This window comes from Paludibacter sp., from assembly GCF_009712605.1.
Classification (GTDB): domain Bacteria; phylum Bacteroidota; class Bacteroidia; order Bacteroidales; family Paludibacteraceae; genus Microbacter.
On record NZ_WASO01000006.1, the window covers coordinates 1 to 18,095 of the forward strand.

The window sequence follows — 18,095 nt, forward strand, 5'->3', positions numbered from 1 at the left end:
TGTGTATCGTCCGTTCTCATGTACATATCCTGTCCCCAGTCCGAATTCCGATTAACCGGGAATTTGAATTCGCCGACATTCATAACTCCTTTATAAGTAAATATATAAGGATTGGTAGCGTCCTGTGCGAGTTGGGTGGCATTGGAAATATCCCAACCGTTCGGAGCGGCGCTCCCCACCATGTAAATAGCGCTATAAGCAGGCAGATCGACTTTGGCAATCGTTATGGTCAAATCCAGCAGACTGACCGTTATTTTGTAAACCGCAGACTCGGTAATCGTAAATTTGTTGTCTGGGTCTGTACTTAGCTGACGGTAAACAATATGGCTGGCATCGCTACCCATGTTGTACGACGGAAGGAACTGTCCGGGTGTAGTGATAAATTTGAAGCTTCCGGCGCTCAATGCTCCCTGATAAACAAAAACGGTAGCATCGGTTGCCGAAGGTGTCAGCGCAAGCGCATTGTTTGCGTCCCATCCCTTTGGAGAAGCATCTCCGATGATATAAAGTGTTTTGCTGACCGGTTGGTAAGGCGTTACCGTGATGGTCAGGACATTGGAAGTCTCAGAGCTTTCTGGTGTCGAATAGATCGTAGAAACCACTTTTGCCTCCATGTCAATTGTCGTGCCGGCAGTCGCTTTCCAACGGTTCAACAACGAGTCATTAAAAGCAGCAACGTTGAAGTCTTTCGAATAGACACCTTTCCCCATGTCGTAAGAGAGCGCTTTGGAAAAGTTATTTCCTTTTTTGTCGATCAATAGTTTGTACGAGATAGAAGCGCCCGAACCGTTGTTGCTTCCGGTTGTCCAGCTTAACGTGAAGCCCGTCTGGCTGGCCTGTTTCTGATTCAGAACCACCGTCGTAGCGGTACTCGACAGGGTTAATGGGCCGGCGAGGGCCAGTTTTAATGCTTCGAACTGATCGCAGGAAGTCAGTAATGTTGCTACTGAAAGCGCAAAAAGCGTAATCCGTAAATAGGACCGTTTTGTCAGAGCGCTGCAAATGTGGGTTATATCAATTTTTCTCATTGGTATGCATTTTAGAAGTTAAACTTGAATCAATATCCCGGATTCTGAGTCAGGTTGGGATTGGCATCACGTTCTTTCTGTGGAACCGGCAGTAAGAGAAATTTGCTACTCATGTTCGATTTGCCGATAGAGTGGAGGTAATCAATACCGTACTGGCCGTTGTTAATTCTGATAAGGTCAAACCAGCGCTGTCCCTCGAAAGCCAGTTCCATGCGGCGTTCGTGAAGAATCTTAGCGCGAAGATCAGCCTGGCTGAGGCCTGTTACATCTCCCAAACCGGCTCTGGCTCTGACTTTATTCAACGTGGCACTGGCATTCGAGGCCGGAAGTTGAGCATCAGAGGTTTTGCCCAATTCATTCAGTGATTCGGCTTTCATCAATAATATGTCGGCATAACGCAATACCGGGAAATTCAACGGGCTGTTGTCGTAAGAAGCTGATACTGATTTTGTAACCAAAAATTTACGTAGGTTGTAACCGGTGGTGGAGTACGATTTCTGGTAATCCATACCGTCGAATTTCGGGCAGCCTTCATATAAAACTGTGGCATCTTTGCGTAAATCGCCTGTTTCATAGGCATCCATAAACTCTTGCGTCGGTTGATTCCAGCCCCATCCGCCGGCCACCATGTTCGAGCCTCTTGGTCCGGTGAAAGTGCTCAACCATGATGATTGGTTTTCGTTCGACCAGAAACCATATCCGGCATTGCTGGTGTACTGAATTTCAAAGAGAGACTCTTTCGAGTTTTCGGTTGCCGGGTTAAAATTGTCGGCATAGTTGGTATTCAGATCATATCCCAACGTTTTTACCTGATCGCAGAGATCGGACACCTGTTGCCAGTTGCCCAGCGTGAGGTAAACTTTGGCCAACATACCTACTGCCGATCCTTTGGAAGCGCGTCCAATATCGGAACCGGTATAATCTTCACGTTTAGGTAACAGGTTGATAGCGTTGGTTAGATCAGAAATGATTTGCTTGTACACATCCGCTTTGGGGGTTCTAAAAGGACGCAGGTCGTCACCTGGATTAACCGGCTGAAGAACCAGAGGTACATCGCCGAAGAAACGAACCAAAATGAAGTAATACTGAGCACGTAAGAAATAGGCTTGCCCCAAAACTTTATTTTTTACCGTTTCGCTGATAGTCATGCCGGGTACTTTTTGCAAAATAATATTGCAACGCAGAATACCGGGCCATGGACCGCGCCAGAGGTCGAGAACTCCCTGGTTATCTGTTGTCGTTACGAAATTGGCTTCGTCCTGAGTTTCGATACCGTCGGATCCGCCACCGGCTCCTACAATACTGTTGCCGGCCATAATATCCGTTGTCCACATGCGCATGTTATACAATTTGGGCCATTGCAGGGGTTGGTATGCCCCGTTGACAGCAGAAATAGCGTCATCTTCCGTCTGAAAAAAGTTTGAAGTGTTGATGGTGTCTTCGGGTGCTTTATTCAGAAAGTCACTGCTACAGGCAGTTAACAATAGAGCTGCCAGAGCGAAGGAAATATATTTTTTGATTTGCATAATATCGTTCATTTAAGGAATTATAAACCAATGTTCACACCAATGCTGTAGGTTCTTGTAACCGGATACACGTTGTTGTCAATGCCGCTTGCACCCACTTCCGGATCGAATCCGGTATATTTTGTGAATGTGCAAAGATTTTCAATAGAGACATAAAACCGCAGATTGGTCAGATATATTTTTTTCAGCGTTTGCGTTGGTAGTGTATATCCTAATTTTACATTCTTGATTCTCACGTAAGAACCATCTTCGATGTAACGATCGGATGGTCGTGTGTTTTTGTTGGGGTCGTTGTAAACGGCACGTGGCATAGAGGTAATGGTGCCTTCTCCCGTCCAGCGTTTAAGTGTTTCAGTGGTTTGGTTCTGAGCTACATCCATTGCTTCACTCCAGAAACGGTTGGCATTGCAAATTTTATTGCCGGCCACTCCCTGCATGAAAATGCTTAGGTCGAAACCACCATAGCTGAAGGTATTGTTCATCGCAAATATGAATTTCGGGTTCGGACTGCCGAGGTACGTTCTATCCTGATCGTTGATAACTCCATCGTGATTCAGGTCTTTGAACCGGATATCACCCGGAGATGTACGGTTGTAGGGATCGTTGCCTGGAACCTGAAGTGCATGGTTGTCAACTTCTTTCTGGTTCTGGAAGATACCGTCGGTTTTGAATCCGTAAAATTCGTTGATGGGTTGTCCGGCTTTGATCAATGCCAGATTATAGTTCAATCCGATGCTTCCGCTCGACATAGGAACGGTGTCATTGATGCTGACCACTTTGTTCTGGTTGTAGGAAAAGTTGAACGATGAATTCCATTTCAGTTTTCCGGTAAGGTTTTTCGTGTTTACTGTTACTTCCACACCACGGTTGTCCATTTTGCCTGCATTGATGGATGGAACATAAACGTCAGAATAACCGGTAGATACGGGTACTACCATCGGAACCAGCATCTTGTCCGTGCGTTTGATATAGGCATCCAGACTGATATCTACTCTTTGATTGAATAAAGTGGCATCAAAACCTGCATTGGCCTGTTTTTGTTGTTCCCATTGTACATTCGGATTGGGCATTACTGTTGGAACTACTGCCGACACAACCGTATTGTTGAAATTGTATTTAATGGTGTTCAGTGAGGATGCAAACGAATAATTACCGATTTCCTGATTACCGGTTATACCGTATCCGGCTCTGATTTTTAGATCATTGATGAAGGATATGTTTTTGAAAAAATCTTCCTGACTGGCTCTCCAGGCCAACGAAACGGAAGGAAAGATCCCGTATTTATTGTTTGATCCGAAGCGGGACGAACCGTCGCGGCGGATAGTTGCGGTAACCAGATATTTGTCGTTGTAAGCATAGTTGAAACGTCCCATTTCGGAGAATAGTGCCCAGCTGGAAGTGCTTCCGCCAATTGTAGGTTGTAGAGTACCGTTGCTGAGTTGTTGAGTCAAATCGCTGGCAAAAGTCTGAATGGAACCGTTCATATAATTGTAACGGTTTTTTTGAGCACTGGTACCTGCCATGATGCCGATGCGGTGCAGACCGAATGATTTGTCAAAAGTCAGGGTGTTATCCCAGGTCCAGGTGAGATTTTTATTATATTGTTCCGATAAATAGGAATTGGAATTAATGCTGGTGTCCCATGCATATTTCGGAGCCCAGCTGCGTGAATTCCAGAAGTTGGCCTGTAATCCGAAATTGGACTTCAGTTTCAGGTATTTCATTATTTCCAGTTCACCAAACACCGATCCCATTACGTTATAGCCCAAAGTGCTGTTGTCTACTGTTTTGGCAAGGCCTATCGGGTTCACAATGTCGCCGTCCCACATAGGTTGGGCTACCGGACCGGAGTAATTACCGTTACTTCGGTAAATTGGCTGGGTTGGCAGTGCCAGCATTGTGTTTTTGATGCTGTAATTGCCGCTCGATTTGATGTCGTGGTTCAACGTCAGGTTGTTGCCGAATTTCAAAACGGGTAGTACTTTCGACTCGGTGTTGAGTTGGAACGTGTAACGAGAATAGCCTGTGTTGGTCACTATGCCATCTTGTTTCAGGTAGTTACCCGACACATAATAACTTGATTTGTCCGAATTACCCGAGTAAGAAAAAGAGTAGTTGTGCATGGGAGCTGTGCCGAATAATGCATCCAGCCAGTCGGTGCCGGCACCCAGACTTTCGGGACTTGAATATTCGGGATTTTTAGCCAGTCCTGCATTGGTCATCATTTCATTATGCAATGTTGCAAACTGTGAAGCATTCAGCATTTTTATCGTGTGAGTTGCTTCCTGCAGTCCGAATGAGTAGTTGAAATTGATGTGCGATTTATCTCCTTTCCCTTTTTTTGTGGTGATAATCACTACGCCGTTGGCACCTCTCGATCCGTAGATTGCTGTAGCAGACGCATCTTTTAGAATTTGTAACGATTCTATATCGTCCATGTTCAATTGGTTGAGTCCGCTCGAAACCGGCAATCCGTCAATAACAAAAAGAGGATTGCTATCATTGATAGTCCCGGTTCCGCGGATTCTGAAAGTGGCATCGCTACCCGGAGTTCCGGAAGAAATTACCTGTACACCGGCTGCGCGTCCTTGCATGGCATCGCTCACACTTGGTACAGGTAAAGAACTTAAATCTTCCGTTTTAACTACTGATACAGAGCCTGTCAGATCTTTTTTTCGCTGACTGCCGTATCCAACTACTACAATCTCTTCCAATGCCTTGGAACTTTCTGCCATTACTATTTTTATAGAAGATCCTTTTGCTGCCACTTCCTGAGGATTGTATCCGACGTATGAAACAAGCAGGACCGGATTTTTAATGTTCGTTGCCGGAAGAGTGAACTTCCCGTCAACATTGGTGATGGTACCTGTGGAGGTGCCTTTGATCATGATGCTTACACCAATTAGCGCTTCTCCTTTTTGATCTACCACAACGCCCGAAACGGGAGAAGGGTTTTGTGCAATAATGCCTGTCGAAATAAGCAGCATACATAACAATGTGGCTATTCCGGTAAGTCTAAATTTTTGATGATTCATTGATTTTGAAATTAAGGTTGACACATTAATTTTTATTTCTCATTCAGGACTAATAATTTATTCAGATTGTTTATTCCTTCTTTCGTTTTCAAGTAAAAAAATAACAAGAACCATGTTGAAATTACTGTATAAAAGAGGGACGAAATCAGGGACAAAAGGAACGACTATGCCTTGATGTTAGGCTGAGTCAGGGAGAGTAAGAATGCGAGAGTGAAGTTCGGTGGGTCATGTTTTTTCAATTTAAGGTTAACAATAAGTTTTCCTGAAAGCACAATAAGCTCAGGATTGACAATGCAAAATTAGAACAGAGATGAATTCAATATTTTTCCTGTACTGAAAATGTAGTAAAAAGCAAAGTGTTTGAGTGTTTAATCTGTTTATAAACAGAGTTCTGATGGATTTTTGGGAGGTGAAAAATGTAGTGGTATTGAAAAAGAAAAAGCCTTTGGAATTTCAATTCCAAAGGCTTTAAAAGGTATGTGAGGGTCTATTATTTGATGTTGGTGCCGATTCGCATTACCTGAGTTTCGAAATCGTCGCGGGGTACGCTGGCTTTGTTCCTTAGTTTGGTGCGGTAGTTGTAAATAGTCGATAGTGAATATCTCAGAAAATGAGAAATCTTCACACTATCAGTAATGCCCAAACGTATCAGGGCGAAAATTCGTAGTTCGGTATTGAGTACTTCACCCTGCTTTAGTACGATGCGCCCGTTTTCGACCAGTAGTTTATTGAACTCTTCGACAAACCCGGGAAACAGTTGAAGAAAAGTCGTGTCGAAATTGGCATAAAATTCGGCCAATTCATCTTCAATAAACTGTTTGGACTTGATAGTACGAAGCACTTCGTCGATTTTACCGGCTGCGGCTGTTTTATTGAGAAGACGCCGGTACGAATCCAGTTTGTCGATGTACACCGAACACTGATCCATATACCGTCCGATATATTCTTCTTTAATAAGGTTGGCCTCGCTCAGGGTAAAATTGGCATGTTTCAACTGCTCGTTGATATCCGACAGTTCGGCGTTGAGGCTGATTAATTGTTCGTTGGCAGTACTGAGTTCTTTTCTGGCAACCGCCAACTTCTTCATTTGCCTGTAAAGTAAGCCTATGGTAAGAATCAGGAAAAGAGCCAGTATACTGATGCTGATAAGAAAAATGGTGAGCTGACGTTGCCGTGCCTTATTTTCCATCTGGTAAGCCCTGTCAATGATGGGCAGCATCTGGGTAATTTCAATAGTGCGGAGACGGGCATTGCAAAACAGGGCGTCGTCCAGTGAGCGCCGGATGTATTTGTAGGCTCTGTCGATGTCGCCATCTTCGTAAAGCATGATGGACAGTTTACGGAGCGAGATATATTCTTTATTTGCCGATTGCAAATCATAGATCGAAGAAACAATCAGCCATTTTTTTTCATTGTTCCGGTCTCCTTTTCCGTGATAAGCTTCTGAGATACTGTAGGCAATGATTGCTCTGTCATGACTGCCTTCCTGAATGGTAGGATAATATTTCAAAAGTATTTTCAGGGCATCGTCATATCTTTTATTCACAATGAGCTGGTCGGTTTGCACCATAATGTGAGTGCTCGACTTCGGAGGGTTGGTCACCAGTAACGAATCGCGGAAAGAAGCCGTCAGTTTTTCATAATACGCCTTTTCCTGATAGGATACGGCATAATCGGCCATATTTCCATAAATGGTTCGGTAAATGTGGAAATAGTATGCTTTCAGATCGGGCGACCGGTTTATATCGACACTTTTCAGCAGATCGATGCCTTCTTTATACATCCCCACGGTACCCATAATGGACGCAAGGTTCAACCGTGCATCAGCAATGTTCCGGCTATTGGCAAGTCTTTCTGCAATTTGAAGCTTCTTTCTGGCGTAAGTCAATGCCGAATCCGATTTGTAGGCTTTGTATTCGTCGTATAGCTGTCCGCAAATGGTATAGAGCTGATCGTTGGATGGCGAATAAGAAAGCAATCCTTTCAGGTGATTCAGTTTGTTCTCCTTTTTCTGAATGTAAATTTGATACTGGTCGATGGTGTTGTCCAGTACTTTGAGCAGCGAATCGGTGGTGTTTTTGGCAGTTATATTGATAGCTGCGCAACAGCATAAGAAGAACACAACGATTTTTTTCATGGGGATATTTTTGTTGAAGAGTTCTACTTCAATGCAAAATGTAATGTGCTTTGGAAATGAGACGTATATAGTTTTGTGGTACAATAAAAAGAAAAGCACACAAAAAACATCTGTTTTTAATGTGCTTTGATAGCTCGTTGTAACAAATATGTTTGTTTACTGATTTTGATTATTTATTACTTGTTCCGCTTTATCATGCAATAATGCATTAATATCAATAGATGGGAAATTATACTTTCCGAAAGGGAAATACGAAGTTAGATTAGAAAGATATAATCTCATATTAGTAATACAAATACTTAATGCAGAAAATTGCAAAAATTCCTGTTTCTGCTTGTCTGATAATTCTGCATTCGCATCGAATCCAAAAAAACCAACACTTTCAGCAAATAGAGAATAACCCTCTTTAGGCTCTTCTTTTTCATTTAAAGGGAAATTGATTGCAATTTTTGAAAGAATTTGATATGTTTTGGTATTGTCTTGTTGTGATATGCCAAAATCAATTTCAATAGGGTACAGAGCCATTTTTTTCTCTAGATCGGCTCTTGATTCAATATTACCTCTAAACAAACCAGAACTACTAACTATTGCAAAGTCAATAAGAATCAGTGGCGATTTGGTCGCATTTATCATAAAATAAGAATTTAAGCAACTCTGTTCTTTAATTTCTCTTCTTGTTTATTAATTGGAGTACAATAAGCATTGCTATCATATGTAAAATAGCCATTGCTATGTAGATAGTTTCTACAAGATTCAATATCATTAGGGGAAGCACACTGAGATACCAAACAATCTTGAATAATATATTGTTCTTTACTTTGAAAAGAAAGAGTAGGAATAATGCCTACGGCAAGAGATAATTCAACTAATTTAGAAATACGATGGTCGTAGTTTCCATTAAGTATTTGACTTATATATCCTTTAGAAACGCCTAATTTTTCAGCTAATTTGGTTTGGCTATTTCCATTTTCTTTCAAATATTGACTTACTTGATCAAATAAATCCATTTGAATTTTAGTAATAATATAGCCAGGACTGCAAATTAATTCTTCACGAGTCATACTTGGTAATTTTTAGGAATTGAGATAATCTGAAACAATAGAAATTAGTTGGTTAATATCTTCTGGTTGAGTGTTCTTATAACCACCTAATATTACAATTTGATTTTTTAATGATTGTAATCCATAAACACGAAGATCCCCTTTTTAAAATTCAAAACATTTGACATTTAATTTACGTAATCTAGGATGTTTTATTTCTCTCCATTGCTTTTGTAAAAGCATTAAACCATCAACGTATCTTTGCATATATTGCCCGATACTTTGATAGGAACGGAAATAAATTGGATTCGAAGCTATTTCAATTTCATATTGATCCAACAAACATTTTCCATTAATTAATAATTTATGAAAAATATATTTGTTAGGTCTAATCTCGTCCATTATTTGTGTTGCAAATATACGCATAGTTTAGTAATAACTAAACTTTTTCCAGTAAGAAAAAGGTTAAAAATAAAAACATTTACATCGCTGTTATATATGTGTTTATGTACTATACATTTAGAATCCGCTTATGGAAAATTAAAAAACAATCAAAATAGTAACAAATTTAAAGTCATTTGTGTTCTCTCAAAATGAAATAAATTTGATCTTGAATTCAAAGGAACAATTTTTTCACGAAATTTCAAAATTGAACTATAGCTCGTTTAGAATGTTGATAGTTGATAAGTAAAAAGTGCTTTGTGTTTAGATTTGATATTCAAAATGATATTGTATTTGCACGGATTGAATTATATCTACAAAATCATGAAATTATGAGAGATTTCCTTTGTAGACTTAATAATGTCGGATTTGGAAATTCACTTTCCAATGCAAAACTTCTGGAAGATGTTACCCAAAATCTCGTCGTTGGTAATGCTGCCTCCGGTGATAAGTCCCAGATAATAAATTGATTCGCGAATATCCTGCGATACGAACTCCCCTGAAATATTGTTGTTCAATCCTTCTATTACCCGCAGGATAGCTTCCTGCGCTTTTAGTAAAGCTTCGTAATGTCGGGCATTGGTGACGATTACGTCGCTTGCGCCTATTTCAGGAATATTGGCGGCAGCAATCAGCGCTTGTTGCAGTTGTTCGTAGCCCTGACCGAATTTGGCCGACAAGAAACAGCAGGGTTCATTCGTCAACACCGGCAAAGCTTGTAGAGCCGTGCGTTTTTCTTCGGTCAGCGAATCGATTTTGTTGACAATGAAGATACGTTGTTTGCCACTTGTTTTGTCGACGATATCGGTCGCAAATTGTGTCAGGTCGGTGATGCTGCGCGTAGAGTCGAGCACCGGAAGAACGATCGTTGCCTGATCGATTTTGTGAAAAGTGCGTTCAATTCCGAGGCTTTCAATTTTATCGCGGGTATCGCGGATCCCGGCAGTGTCAATAAAGCGGAATTGCACGCCTCCAAAAGTCATCACTTCTTCAATGGTGTCGCGGGTAGTACCGTGAATATCGGAAACGATAGCGCGTTCTTCGTTGAGCAGGCGGTTGAGCAAAGTCGATTTTCCCACGTTGGTTTCGCCGACTATGGCCACCGGAATTCCGTTTTTAACGGCATTTCCTACGCTGAACGAGTTGATTAGTTTGGTGGTAACCAGTTCTATGTGGTTAATCAGTGTATTGAGCTGGTCGCGGTTGGCAAACTCTACCTCTTCTTCGCTGAAATCGAGTTCGAGTTCTATTAAAGAGGTGAAATCAAGTAATTCTGCGCGTAAACGATTTAATTCATCTGAAAATCCACCTTTCAGCTGGTTGATAGCCAGTTTGTGGGCAGCTGCCGATTCGGCGGCAATCAGGTCGGCAACGGCTTCGGCTTGCGACAAATCCATTTTACCGTTCATGAAAGCGCGTTGCGTATATTCTCCCGGTTCGGCCATGCGGCAACCGTTGGCAATAAGCAATTGAAGGATTTGCTGCTGAATAAATGCCGATCCGTGGCACGAAATTTCTACCGAATCTTCGCCGGTATAGGAGTGAGGATTGCGAAAAACGGAAATCAAAACTTCATCTACCGTTTCTCCTTTTTGATTGATAATATTGCCGAAGCTCACCGTCTGTCCCTTTTGAGAGAGAACATCGCGGGTATTGTTTTTGGCTTTGAAAATAGCATTGCAGGTGGCAATTGCATGTTGCCCCGAAACGCGCACAACAGCAATTGCTCCTTGTCCGGGAGCTGTTGAAATAGCGCAAATAGTATCGTTATTCATTCGAAAAATCTTGATTTGAGTTGTAGTGCATTCCGCTTGCCGGCGCTACCGATTTTCGCTTGTTTTCCTTCTTTAACCGTATGGTCAGGAATATGCCCGAAATGCCTGTGTAGATAAGGGCTGCAGCACCAAAGTAGCCTATAAGGTTGACAACTCCTTCAGGTTTAACCAGTACAAGGATGCCAAGTCCCAGTAAAACCAGCGGACTCAGGTAGTAGAGTGCCGAGACGGAACTGTTGAAGCTGCGGAGCGAGGTGATTTCAATGAGTTGCAATATGGAGAGACCGATAATGCAAATAGCAATGACCACGATGAACCATTGTGCAAAAAATGAGGGTTTGATGATAAAGGCCAAACCGACAACCAACGAAACAATCGAATTGATAGATGCTGTGTGAATCAATATGTTACGAATCACATGACGGAACGATAGTAAAAAGGAAATTACTCCGTAAAGTACCAGTAAAATACCAATGCCAACAACAACTCCTGTGGCAAAAGCATCGGGATACATCCAAAGAAGGACTCCGGCTGCAATGCAGATAATATTGCGAAGAAACATCCAGTCGGTTCTCGCTGTGAAGCGGGTTAATATCGATTCTTTCATGTCTGTGTATGTTTTATATTCTGTCCAATACTTTTTCTACCAGCATCTGAACCGATTCTTTGTAGTTGGGAAATGCATCGTGAATGCGACGATTGGCGATAATGCAGCAAACGGTTACCGCTTTGTGTCCCATTAATTTCGATAAGCCGGCAATGGCAGAACTCTCCATTTCGTAGTTCGTAATTTTGAACCGTCCATAGCGGAAGGTTTCTATGAGGTCGTTCAGGGTAGGGTGGGCAAGAGGAAGCCTGAGTTCGCGTCCCTGTGGCCCGTAAAAGCCGTTTGCCGAAATAGTTACGCCTCTCAGCATGTCGTCTTTTCCGATGCGCTCTACAAGTTCCGGATCATTATCGGCAACATACGGGGCGCACCATTGAGGGTGCCAGTTGACATGATGCGTGAATGCTTTTTCAAACTCGATATCGCATGCTGCGTTTCTGTTGGCATAGAAGTTCAGTACGCCATCAAATCCTATCGATTTTTCAGACAGAACATATGTGCCGGGTCTGATGTCAGGTTGGACGGCGCCGGATGTACCTATTCTTACTAAAGTCAGTTGCTTGTGTTCCGGCTTTTCTGTCCTGTTGATGAGATCAATATTCGATAATGCGTCCAATTCGTTGACAACGATATCAATATTGTCCGTTCCAATGCCGGTTCCCACCACTGTCAGACGTTTGCCTTTATAGGTGCCGGTAATAGTGCGAAATTCACGATTGGCAACATCGCACTCAATATTTTCGAAATAGGAGGCGATCATTTCAACGCGACCCGGATCGCCTACTAAAATGATTTTCTCAGCGAGTTGCTCCGGGAGCAGGTGTAAGTGGAATATTGAGCCATCATCATTGATAATGAGTTCCGAGCTTGGAAAATATTTCATATCGATGTTGTTTTGGTTTGTAAAATTTATAGGAAATTTCTGGCATTGTAATCACAAGAACTACTTTGTCTACAAAGAGATGAGGTAGTTTGAAGAAAGCCAAATTTAGTTAATTTTGAGGACAAACAAAAATACGACTTTGTTTAAGAAATTGTGCCTTTAGATGCAAATTTATTATTTGTCGTTTTTTAAGAGAGCGTTTACTGCGTTTTTGACAAATGGAAACCTGTTGTAATCAGGGTGAATAATCTCTTCGTTGCACACAATAATGTCCAGATCCATGGGCACAATGCCCTGGGCTTTTTGCTCGGGAGTCCGGCCAAGTATGACTTCCATGGCCTTCAGTTTCGGTTTCAGTTCCAATGCTGTCAGACTGCTCTCAAAGCTTACGGCTCCGTTATAAAACGGTTGTGTGTAATGATTTCCGATTGCCGGAATCCATTGAAAGTTGGAAAAACGAACATTGGTAAATGCGTTATTCAGTAATATTTGCACTGCGGTAACATTTTGTTCCGCGTTGGAGTTTGATCCGATGGAGACAATATATGTATTGGGCATTGGGTTATTCTTGTAAACAGAGAACAAAAGTACATTAATCAGGTCTGATTTGAAAAATATTAATCCGACTTTATGTCTGTACAAATTAAAGTTGTGTTTTTATTGTGGTTGTATATTGTTGATATATAATTGAATGTGTATGTTGGTTCTTTGTCGTATCGGCTTTCTGTAGTTAAATGTTTCTAATTTTTATAAATGCCGATACGTTTAAACGTTTAACCTGCTATATTTGCATCGTAATAATCATGTTACCTTTAATCTGAAAATTCAGCTATGAAGAAAAAGACTTCCTTAAAAGATATTGCAGTGCAGGTCGGTGTATCGACGGCATTGGTCTCTTATGTGCTGAATAATAAGAAAGAAGGACGAATCAGTAAAGAGATTACGGCTAAAATCAAACAGGCTGCTATCGATCTCAATTACCAGCCGAACCATATTGCCCGTAGCCTTCAGGCACAAAAAACCATGACCATTGGTTTGATTGTGGCCGATATTGCCAACCCATTTTCTTCCCAGATTGCACGGATTATTGAAGACGAAGCGCAAAAAGCCGGCTACTCGGTGATTTTTGGCAGTTCAGACGAGAAAGCTTCCAAAACTGAAAAGCTTATTAAGCTGTTTCTGAATCGTCAGGTCGACGGGTTTATCATCGCTTTCCCCGAAAATACGCAAACTCAGGCTCAATACCTGAAGCAAATCGGCATCCCGTTTGTGATGATCGACCGTTATTTTCCGGAAATCACCTCCAATTGCGTGTCAATCAACAACTATTCCGCCGCAGCTTCGGCAATCAATCATTTGCTGGAGAATGGCCGCCGGAGGATAGGTATTGTCACGTATGCCACTGCTTTGCACCATTTAAATGAACGTAAGCGCGGTGCAATTGATCTGTTGGGTGATAATGCAGCTGTGGGTGAGGTGCGTATTGACCATGTTTCGGAAGACGTTTCAGAAGCGATTGCCGGTTTTCTTGCTTTGCCCGAACCGGTGGATGCCGTTTTCTTTACCACTAACTTACTGACAGTTGCAGGTTTGAAATATCTTAACTCGTTGAACGTAAAAGTGCCGGATCAGGTTGCTGTGGTCGGTTTTGACGAAACCGACGCTTTCGATCTTTTCTATGCTCCCGTCTCTTATGTGAAACAGCCCATGACCGATCTTGGCAGAGAGGCTGTGAATCTGCTGCTTAAAACTATTGACGATAGTAGTTTGCAAAAGTCGGTTACGCTTGAAACCGAATTGGTTGTCCGTCAATCGTCTGTTTTATTCCGATAAATTTTTTTTGCACGAAAGTTTAATCGATTAAACAGATTCTTTTTTCTGAGATTTAAAACCCCAAATATTTTATTTATCATGGAAAATGTATCAAAATCAGTTGTTTGTTTTGGAGAAGTGCTGTGGGATGTTTTCCCCAATCAGGTGAAACCCGGTGGCGCTCCGATGAATGTGGCTTATCACCTGAGAAAGTTCGGTGTCGATAGTCATATGATCTCTCGTGTGGGTGCCGATGAAATGGGTCTGCGCTTGTTGAATTTACTGGATCAATGGCAGATTCCGGCCGGTTATTGTCCCCGCGATACCGAACATGTTACCGGTCAGGTGATTGCAAAAATTTTACCCGGAAACGAGATGGAATATACCATTCAGCATCATGCTGCCTGGGATTATATCAGCTGTAGTGAAGAGCAGGAAGCTCTTGTTTCAAAGGCCGATGCATTTGTTTTCGGTAGTCTGGCTGCCCGTGGAGAAACTTCGCGCGAAACGCTCTTTCGTCTTCTGGACAAAGCTCAATACAAAGTGTTTGACATTAATCTGCGTGCTCCGTTTTACAATTCTGAGATCGTTGAACAACTGCTTGAGAAGTGTAATCTGTTAAAGATGAACGAAAATGAGCTGTATCTGTTGTCGCAATGGTATTTGCTAAGTGCCGATAATGAAGCCGCAAATGTAAGAACGTTGCAGGAACGTTTCGGAATTGATGAAGTAATTGTAACCCGGGGCGGGGATGGAGCCACTTATTATTCAGCTTCGGAAACTTGTTCTGTTGCTGCCTATCCGGTTGATGTTCAGGATACCGTAGGTAGCGGTGATTCTTTTCTGGCTGCATTTCTTGCTCAAAAACTGCAAGGCGCAGAACCTTGTGAAAGTATGAAATATGCGTCAGCCTTAGGGTCTTTTGTGGCTTCCTGCGATGGTGCTTGTCCGGCTTATACTCTCGATCAACTCAAATCATTTATAGTTCAAAAAGAAACAGAAGTCGTTTGTTAATCAATTCCTTGAATCCTAAAAACACAAAACTATGCAAGCTTCAAATTTTAATTCGCCCAAGGCTGTTGTCGCCACTGCATCGCTCGATGCAAAAGTGCAGAAAGCAAGTTATCTGATCCCGTTTGTTCTCATTATCAGTCTTTTCTTTATGTGGGGAATGGCCGGTAACCTGAATGATATTCTCATTAAGCAGTTCAAAAAGACTTTCGAATTGACCGATTTTCAATCAGGTTTGGTACAGTCGGCTTTTTATATGGGCTATTTTTTGTTTGCCATTCCGGCATCGTTGGTAATGCGCCGTTTTAATTACAAATCAGGGATTATTATCGGCTTGTTGCTCTATGCCACGGGTGCTTTTCTCTTTTTCCCGGCGGCTAATCTGGCTTCTTATGGATTCTTCCTGTTTGCTTTGTTTGTAATAGCTTCCGGTCTGGCATTTCTGGAAACGGCCGCCAATCCGTATGTATCGGTGCTGGGTGCTCCCGAAACGGCTACTTTTCGCCTCAATCTGGCGCAATCGTTCAACCCTATTGGCTGCGTGACAGGGATTTTGGTAGGACAGCATTTCATTTTCTCCGGCGTGGAATATTCGAAAGAACAACTGGCGGCTATGGCTCCCGAAGCCATCAGGGCTTACCATCAAACCGAAGCTTTGGCCGTGCAAACTCCTTATTTGGTAATTGGTATGGTGATATTGATTGCAGCTTTGGCAATCGCCATTACTAAATTCCCGACCGTAAAAGACGAAGAGGTTTCAGAACAGAGCTCAGCAAAGAACACATTAAAATTTATATTTGGCAAACGCCACTTCAAACAAGCCGTGCTGGCTCAGTTCTTCTATGTTGGTGCGCAGGTTTGCATCTGGAGTTACCTTATTCGCTACATTCAGGGTACTATGCCGGGCACTCCCGAAAAGGTCGCTGCCAACTTTCTGACTATCTCATTGGTCGTTTTTACTATCGGGCGTTTTGTGGGAACAGCGTTACTCAAGAAAATTAAGGGACATAATTTGTTGGGAATCTATGCGGTAATGAATGTTGTTTTGCTGATTGCTGGAATTTTGTTGCCGGGCAAAATTGGGGCGTGGATGTTGGTTGCCACCAGTTTCTTCATGTCGATCATGTACCCGACCATTTTCTCTCTCGGTATCCGCGATTTGGGCCAACACACCAAACTGGCCTCTTCAGTACTGGTAATGGCCATTATCGGTGGTGCTACACTTACAATGCTTATGGGTGCTGTTTCCGATTTGGCTGGTATTGCGAATTCGTTGGTCGTTCCGCTGCTTTGCTTTGTATTTATTGCTTTCTATGCATTGAAAGGCTACAAAGAAAAGGTGGAAGCCAATTCGCATCTCTCTTCTTATTAAGTCATCCGTCTATTTTTTACTCGAAAGTTTAAACGTTTAAACTTATGAAAAACATCATTTCAATAATAGTTTTTTTGATGGTTGTACATGTCGTGAGAGGACAGGTGGTGATTACCAACACCCGGATGTCATTCGGGACTACCGGTCGTATCGGAGTCGGATTGTCGCCTACCGGTGAAGGTAACATGTGGAAACCTTTGAATTTGACAGGACAAGGATCTTTGGTCGGCCGAATGGAGCAAAACGATTACATGGACTTATTGCCGGCACTTCATTTTACACCGATGTTGAATGGAAAAGACAGCACCAATGTTACGTTTCAGGTTCGTCTGGGTATGTATGCGGCAAATGGTCAGTTTATGGGCAATACCGGCACCCGTACGGATGGTGGCCTGACATTTATTTTGCCCGAAACGTATATCGAAGCCCGCAATATTCTGGGCAGCCGTTGGTCTGCATGGGTAGGCGTACGTTTCCGTCGTTACGACGATATTCACATTTGCGACTATTTTTATTTCGACGACCATTCGGCGCAAGGTGCAGGCGTGAGTTACAAGAACACTGAACTTGCAATGTACATGCCGGCATCTACCGATTCATATCCATACAACTATAAAGTAACTGTTGCAGGAGCTACCAATCCGGTCATTCGCCAGCGTCAGGTCTATGTGCTTGAACATAGCATTATTGCAAACAACGGAAATACATTGAAATTGCTGGGCGAATTTCATCATGTGGCAGCCTCTTCCGATTCGGCTTCCATGCACTTTAAATCCGATAACGGCTGGGTGATCGGTGCAAAGTACAACAATTTCATCAAAACCCGTATGCCGGGCTCGTTCAACCAGTTTGCCGTTCGTTACGGTCGTGGAATTGCCAACGGTGGAGACAACGGAACTACCTATACCTGGTCGACTTACGGTGCTCCCGACGAAAATGGAAAGTATACCAATGCTTACTCGTTTACCACGGTAGAACATTTTCTGTTGAACCTGTCGCGCAAGATTACGTTGAACGGATATGGCGTGTTTACCCAAAGCAAGGGTGGAGCTTCGAATGATAATAAAGCGACTTACTTTGATGGATCTGAAATTTATAACCGGAAAGTCGATTTTGTGGTGGGTATGCGCAGTATCTTTTATGCTACCAACTGGCTGCACCTGATCAATGAGTTGCACTATGCCGTTCGTAAAGACGGTGCAAATCCCGATGCTGCCATGTGGAAATTCTCTTTTGCTCCTACAATTGCACCACTTGGTAAACGCGATCCCTGGTGCCGTCCTCATATCCGTTTGGTGATGACGCTTGCCCGCTACAACGATTATGCTGCGGCCAACCACTATTCACCCTGGTTGCAGATCAATAACAAGCGTTGGGGAACCTACATCGGTGTAAAAACGGAGTGGTGGATTTTTTAATCGCTTTATA

At 42.5% G+C, this 18,095-nt stretch carries 14 protein-coding genes; 4 read left to right on the top strand and 10 right to left on the bottom strand.

Annotation, left to right across the window (positions count from 1 at the left end; translation table 11 throughout):
• From F8N35_RS05945 to F8N35_RS05990, 10 genes are all read right to left on the bottom strand, one after another.
• A partial coding sequence (locus tag F8N35_RS05945) for a SusF/SusE family outer membrane protein (RefSeq protein ID WP_293050422.1) occupies window positions 1–1,028 on the bottom strand: 1,028 nt, incomplete at its 3' end.
• 29 nt (window positions 1,029–1,057) lie between these two features.
• Window positions 1,058–2,548, bottom strand: a complete 1,491-nt coding sequence (locus F8N35_RS05950) for a RagB/SusD family nutrient uptake outer membrane protein (protein ID WP_293050483.1) — start codon at window positions 2,546–2,548, stop codon at window positions 1,058–1,060.
• Window positions 2,549–2,574: 26 nt separating this feature from the next.
• Entirely contained in the window at window positions 2,575–5,589 is a 3,015-nt protein-coding gene (locus tag F8N35_RS05955) for a TonB-dependent receptor (RefSeq protein WP_293050423.1), read from the bottom strand.
• A gap of 490 nt (window positions 5,590–6,079) precedes the next feature.
• Window positions 6,080–7,726: a DUF6377 domain-containing protein gene (locus F8N35_RS05960; protein WP_293050424.1), complete on the bottom strand. Its 1,647-nt coding sequence runs from the start codon at window positions 7,724–7,726 to the stop codon at window positions 6,080–6,082.
• Between the two features lie 156 nt (window positions 7,727–7,882).
• Entirely contained in the window at window positions 7,883–8,359 is a 477-nt protein-coding gene (locus tag F8N35_RS05965; RefSeq protein ID WP_293050425.1) for a hypothetical protein, read from the bottom strand.
• An 11-nt stretch (window positions 8,360–8,370) separates the two neighbouring features.
• Window positions 8,371–8,787: a helix-turn-helix transcriptional regulator gene (locus F8N35_RS05970; RefSeq protein WP_293050426.1), complete on the bottom strand. Its 417-nt coding sequence runs from the start codon at window positions 8,785–8,787 to the stop codon at window positions 8,371–8,373.
• 797 nt (window positions 8,788–9,584) lie between these two features.
• On the bottom strand, window positions 9,585–10,982 hold the full coding sequence (mnmE, locus tag F8N35_RS05975; RefSeq protein WP_293050427.1) for a tRNA uridine-5-carboxymethylaminomethyl(34) synthesis GTPase MnmE: 1,398 nt from the start codon (window positions 10,980–10,982) through the stop codon (window positions 9,585–9,587).
• Entirely contained in the window at window positions 10,975–11,589 is a 615-nt protein-coding gene (locus F8N35_RS05980; RefSeq protein WP_293050428.1) for a DUF308 domain-containing protein, read from the bottom strand. Before F8N35_RS05980 ends, mnmE begins: the two co-directional genes overlap by 8 nt.
• A gap of 13 nt (window positions 11,590–11,602) precedes the next feature.
• On the bottom strand, window positions 11,603–12,472 hold the full coding sequence (locus F8N35_RS05985; RefSeq protein WP_293050429.1) for a nucleoside phosphorylase: 870 nt from the start codon (window positions 12,470–12,472) through the stop codon (window positions 11,603–11,605).
• Window positions 12,473–12,646: 174 nt separating this feature from the next.
• Window positions 12,647–13,030 carry a 2-amino-4-hydroxy-6-hydroxymethyldihydropteridine diphosphokinase gene (locus tag F8N35_RS05990; protein ID WP_293050430.1) on the bottom strand — a complete coding sequence of 128 codons (384 nt, stop codon included), beginning with the start codon at window positions 13,028–13,030 and terminating at the stop codon, window positions 12,647–12,649.
• Window positions 13,031–13,303: 273 nt separating this feature from the next.
• On the opposite strand from F8N35_RS05990, the gene F8N35_RS05995 reads away from it, so the two are divergent.
• The 4 genes from F8N35_RS05995 to F8N35_RS06010 all read left to right on the top strand — a co-directional run bounded on the left by F8N35_RS05995 (window position 13,304) and on the right by F8N35_RS06010 (window position 18,085).
• A complete protein-coding gene (locus F8N35_RS05995) occupies window positions 13,304–14,305 on the top strand; it encodes a substrate-binding domain-containing protein (RefSeq protein WP_293050432.1) in 1,002 nt (333 codons plus the stop codon).
• 78 nt (window positions 14,306–14,383) lie between these two features.
• Window positions 14,384–15,298 carry a carbohydrate kinase gene (locus F8N35_RS06000; RefSeq protein WP_293050434.1) on the top strand — a complete coding sequence of 305 codons (915 nt, stop codon included), beginning with the start codon at window positions 14,384–14,386 and terminating at the stop codon, window positions 15,296–15,298.
• 31 nt (window positions 15,299–15,329) lie between these two features.
• The gene (gene fucP / locus F8N35_RS06005) at window positions 15,330–16,667 is read left to right on the top strand and encodes an L-fucose:H+ symporter permease (RefSeq protein WP_293050436.1); all 1,338 of its coding nucleotides are present in this window, start codon (window positions 15,330–15,332) and stop codon (window positions 16,665–16,667) included.
• Window positions 16,668–16,711: 44 nt separating this feature from the next.
• Window positions 16,712–18,085, top strand: coding sequence for a carbohydrate porin (locus F8N35_RS06010; protein ID WP_293050438.1), 1,374 nt, complete (start codon window positions 16,712–16,714; stop codon window positions 18,083–18,085).
• The last annotated feature ends 10 nt before the right edge of the window (window positions 18,086–18,095 follow it).

What these genes read in the sequence shown, in the direction of transcription:
- F8N35_RS05960 (WP_293050424.1), bottom strand. Translation starts at nt 7,726, where the DNA reads ATGAAAAAAATCGTTGTGTTCTTCTTATGCTGTTGCGCAGCTATCAAT.
- mnmE (WP_293050427.1), bottom strand. Translation starts at nt 10,982, where the DNA reads ATGAATAACGATACTATTTGCGCTATTTCAACAGCTCCCGGACAAGGA.
- F8N35_RS05990 (WP_293050430.1), bottom strand. Translation starts at nt 13,030, where the DNA reads ATGCCCAATACATATATTGTCTCCATCGGATCAAACTCCAACGCGGAA.
- F8N35_RS05980 (WP_293050428.1), bottom strand. Translation starts at nt 11,589, where the DNA reads ATGAAAGAATCGATATTAACCCGCTTCACAGCGAGAACCGACTGGATG.
- F8N35_RS06000 (WP_293050434.1), top strand. Translation starts at nt 14,384, where the DNA reads ATGGAAAATGTATCAAAATCAGTTGTTTGTTTTGGAGAAGTGCTGTGG.
- F8N35_RS05970 (WP_293050426.1), bottom strand. Translation starts at nt 8,787, where the DNA reads ATGACTCGTGAAGAATTAATTTGCAGTCCTGGCTATATTATTACTAAA.
- F8N35_RS06010 (WP_293050438.1), top strand. Translation starts at nt 16,712, where the DNA reads ATGAAAAACATCATTTCAATAATAGTTTTTTTGATGGTTGTACATGTC.
- F8N35_RS05995 (WP_293050432.1), top strand. Translation starts at nt 13,304, where the DNA reads ATGAAGAAAAAGACTTCCTTAAAAGATATTGCAGTGCAGGTCGGTGTA.
- F8N35_RS05985 (WP_293050429.1), bottom strand. Translation starts at nt 12,472, where the DNA reads ATGAAATATTTTCCAAGCTCGGAACTCATTATCAATGATGATGGCTCA.
- F8N35_RS05965 (WP_293050425.1), bottom strand. Translation starts at nt 8,359, where the DNA reads ATGATAAATGCGACCAAATCGCCACTGATTCTTATTGACTTTGCAATA.
- fucP (WP_293050436.1), top strand. Translation starts at nt 15,330, where the DNA reads ATGCAAGCTTCAAATTTTAATTCGCCCAAGGCTGTTGTCGCCACTGCA.
- F8N35_RS05955 (WP_293050423.1), bottom strand. Translation starts at nt 5,589, where the DNA reads ATGAATCATCAAAAATTTAGACTTACCGGAATAGCCACATTGTTATGT.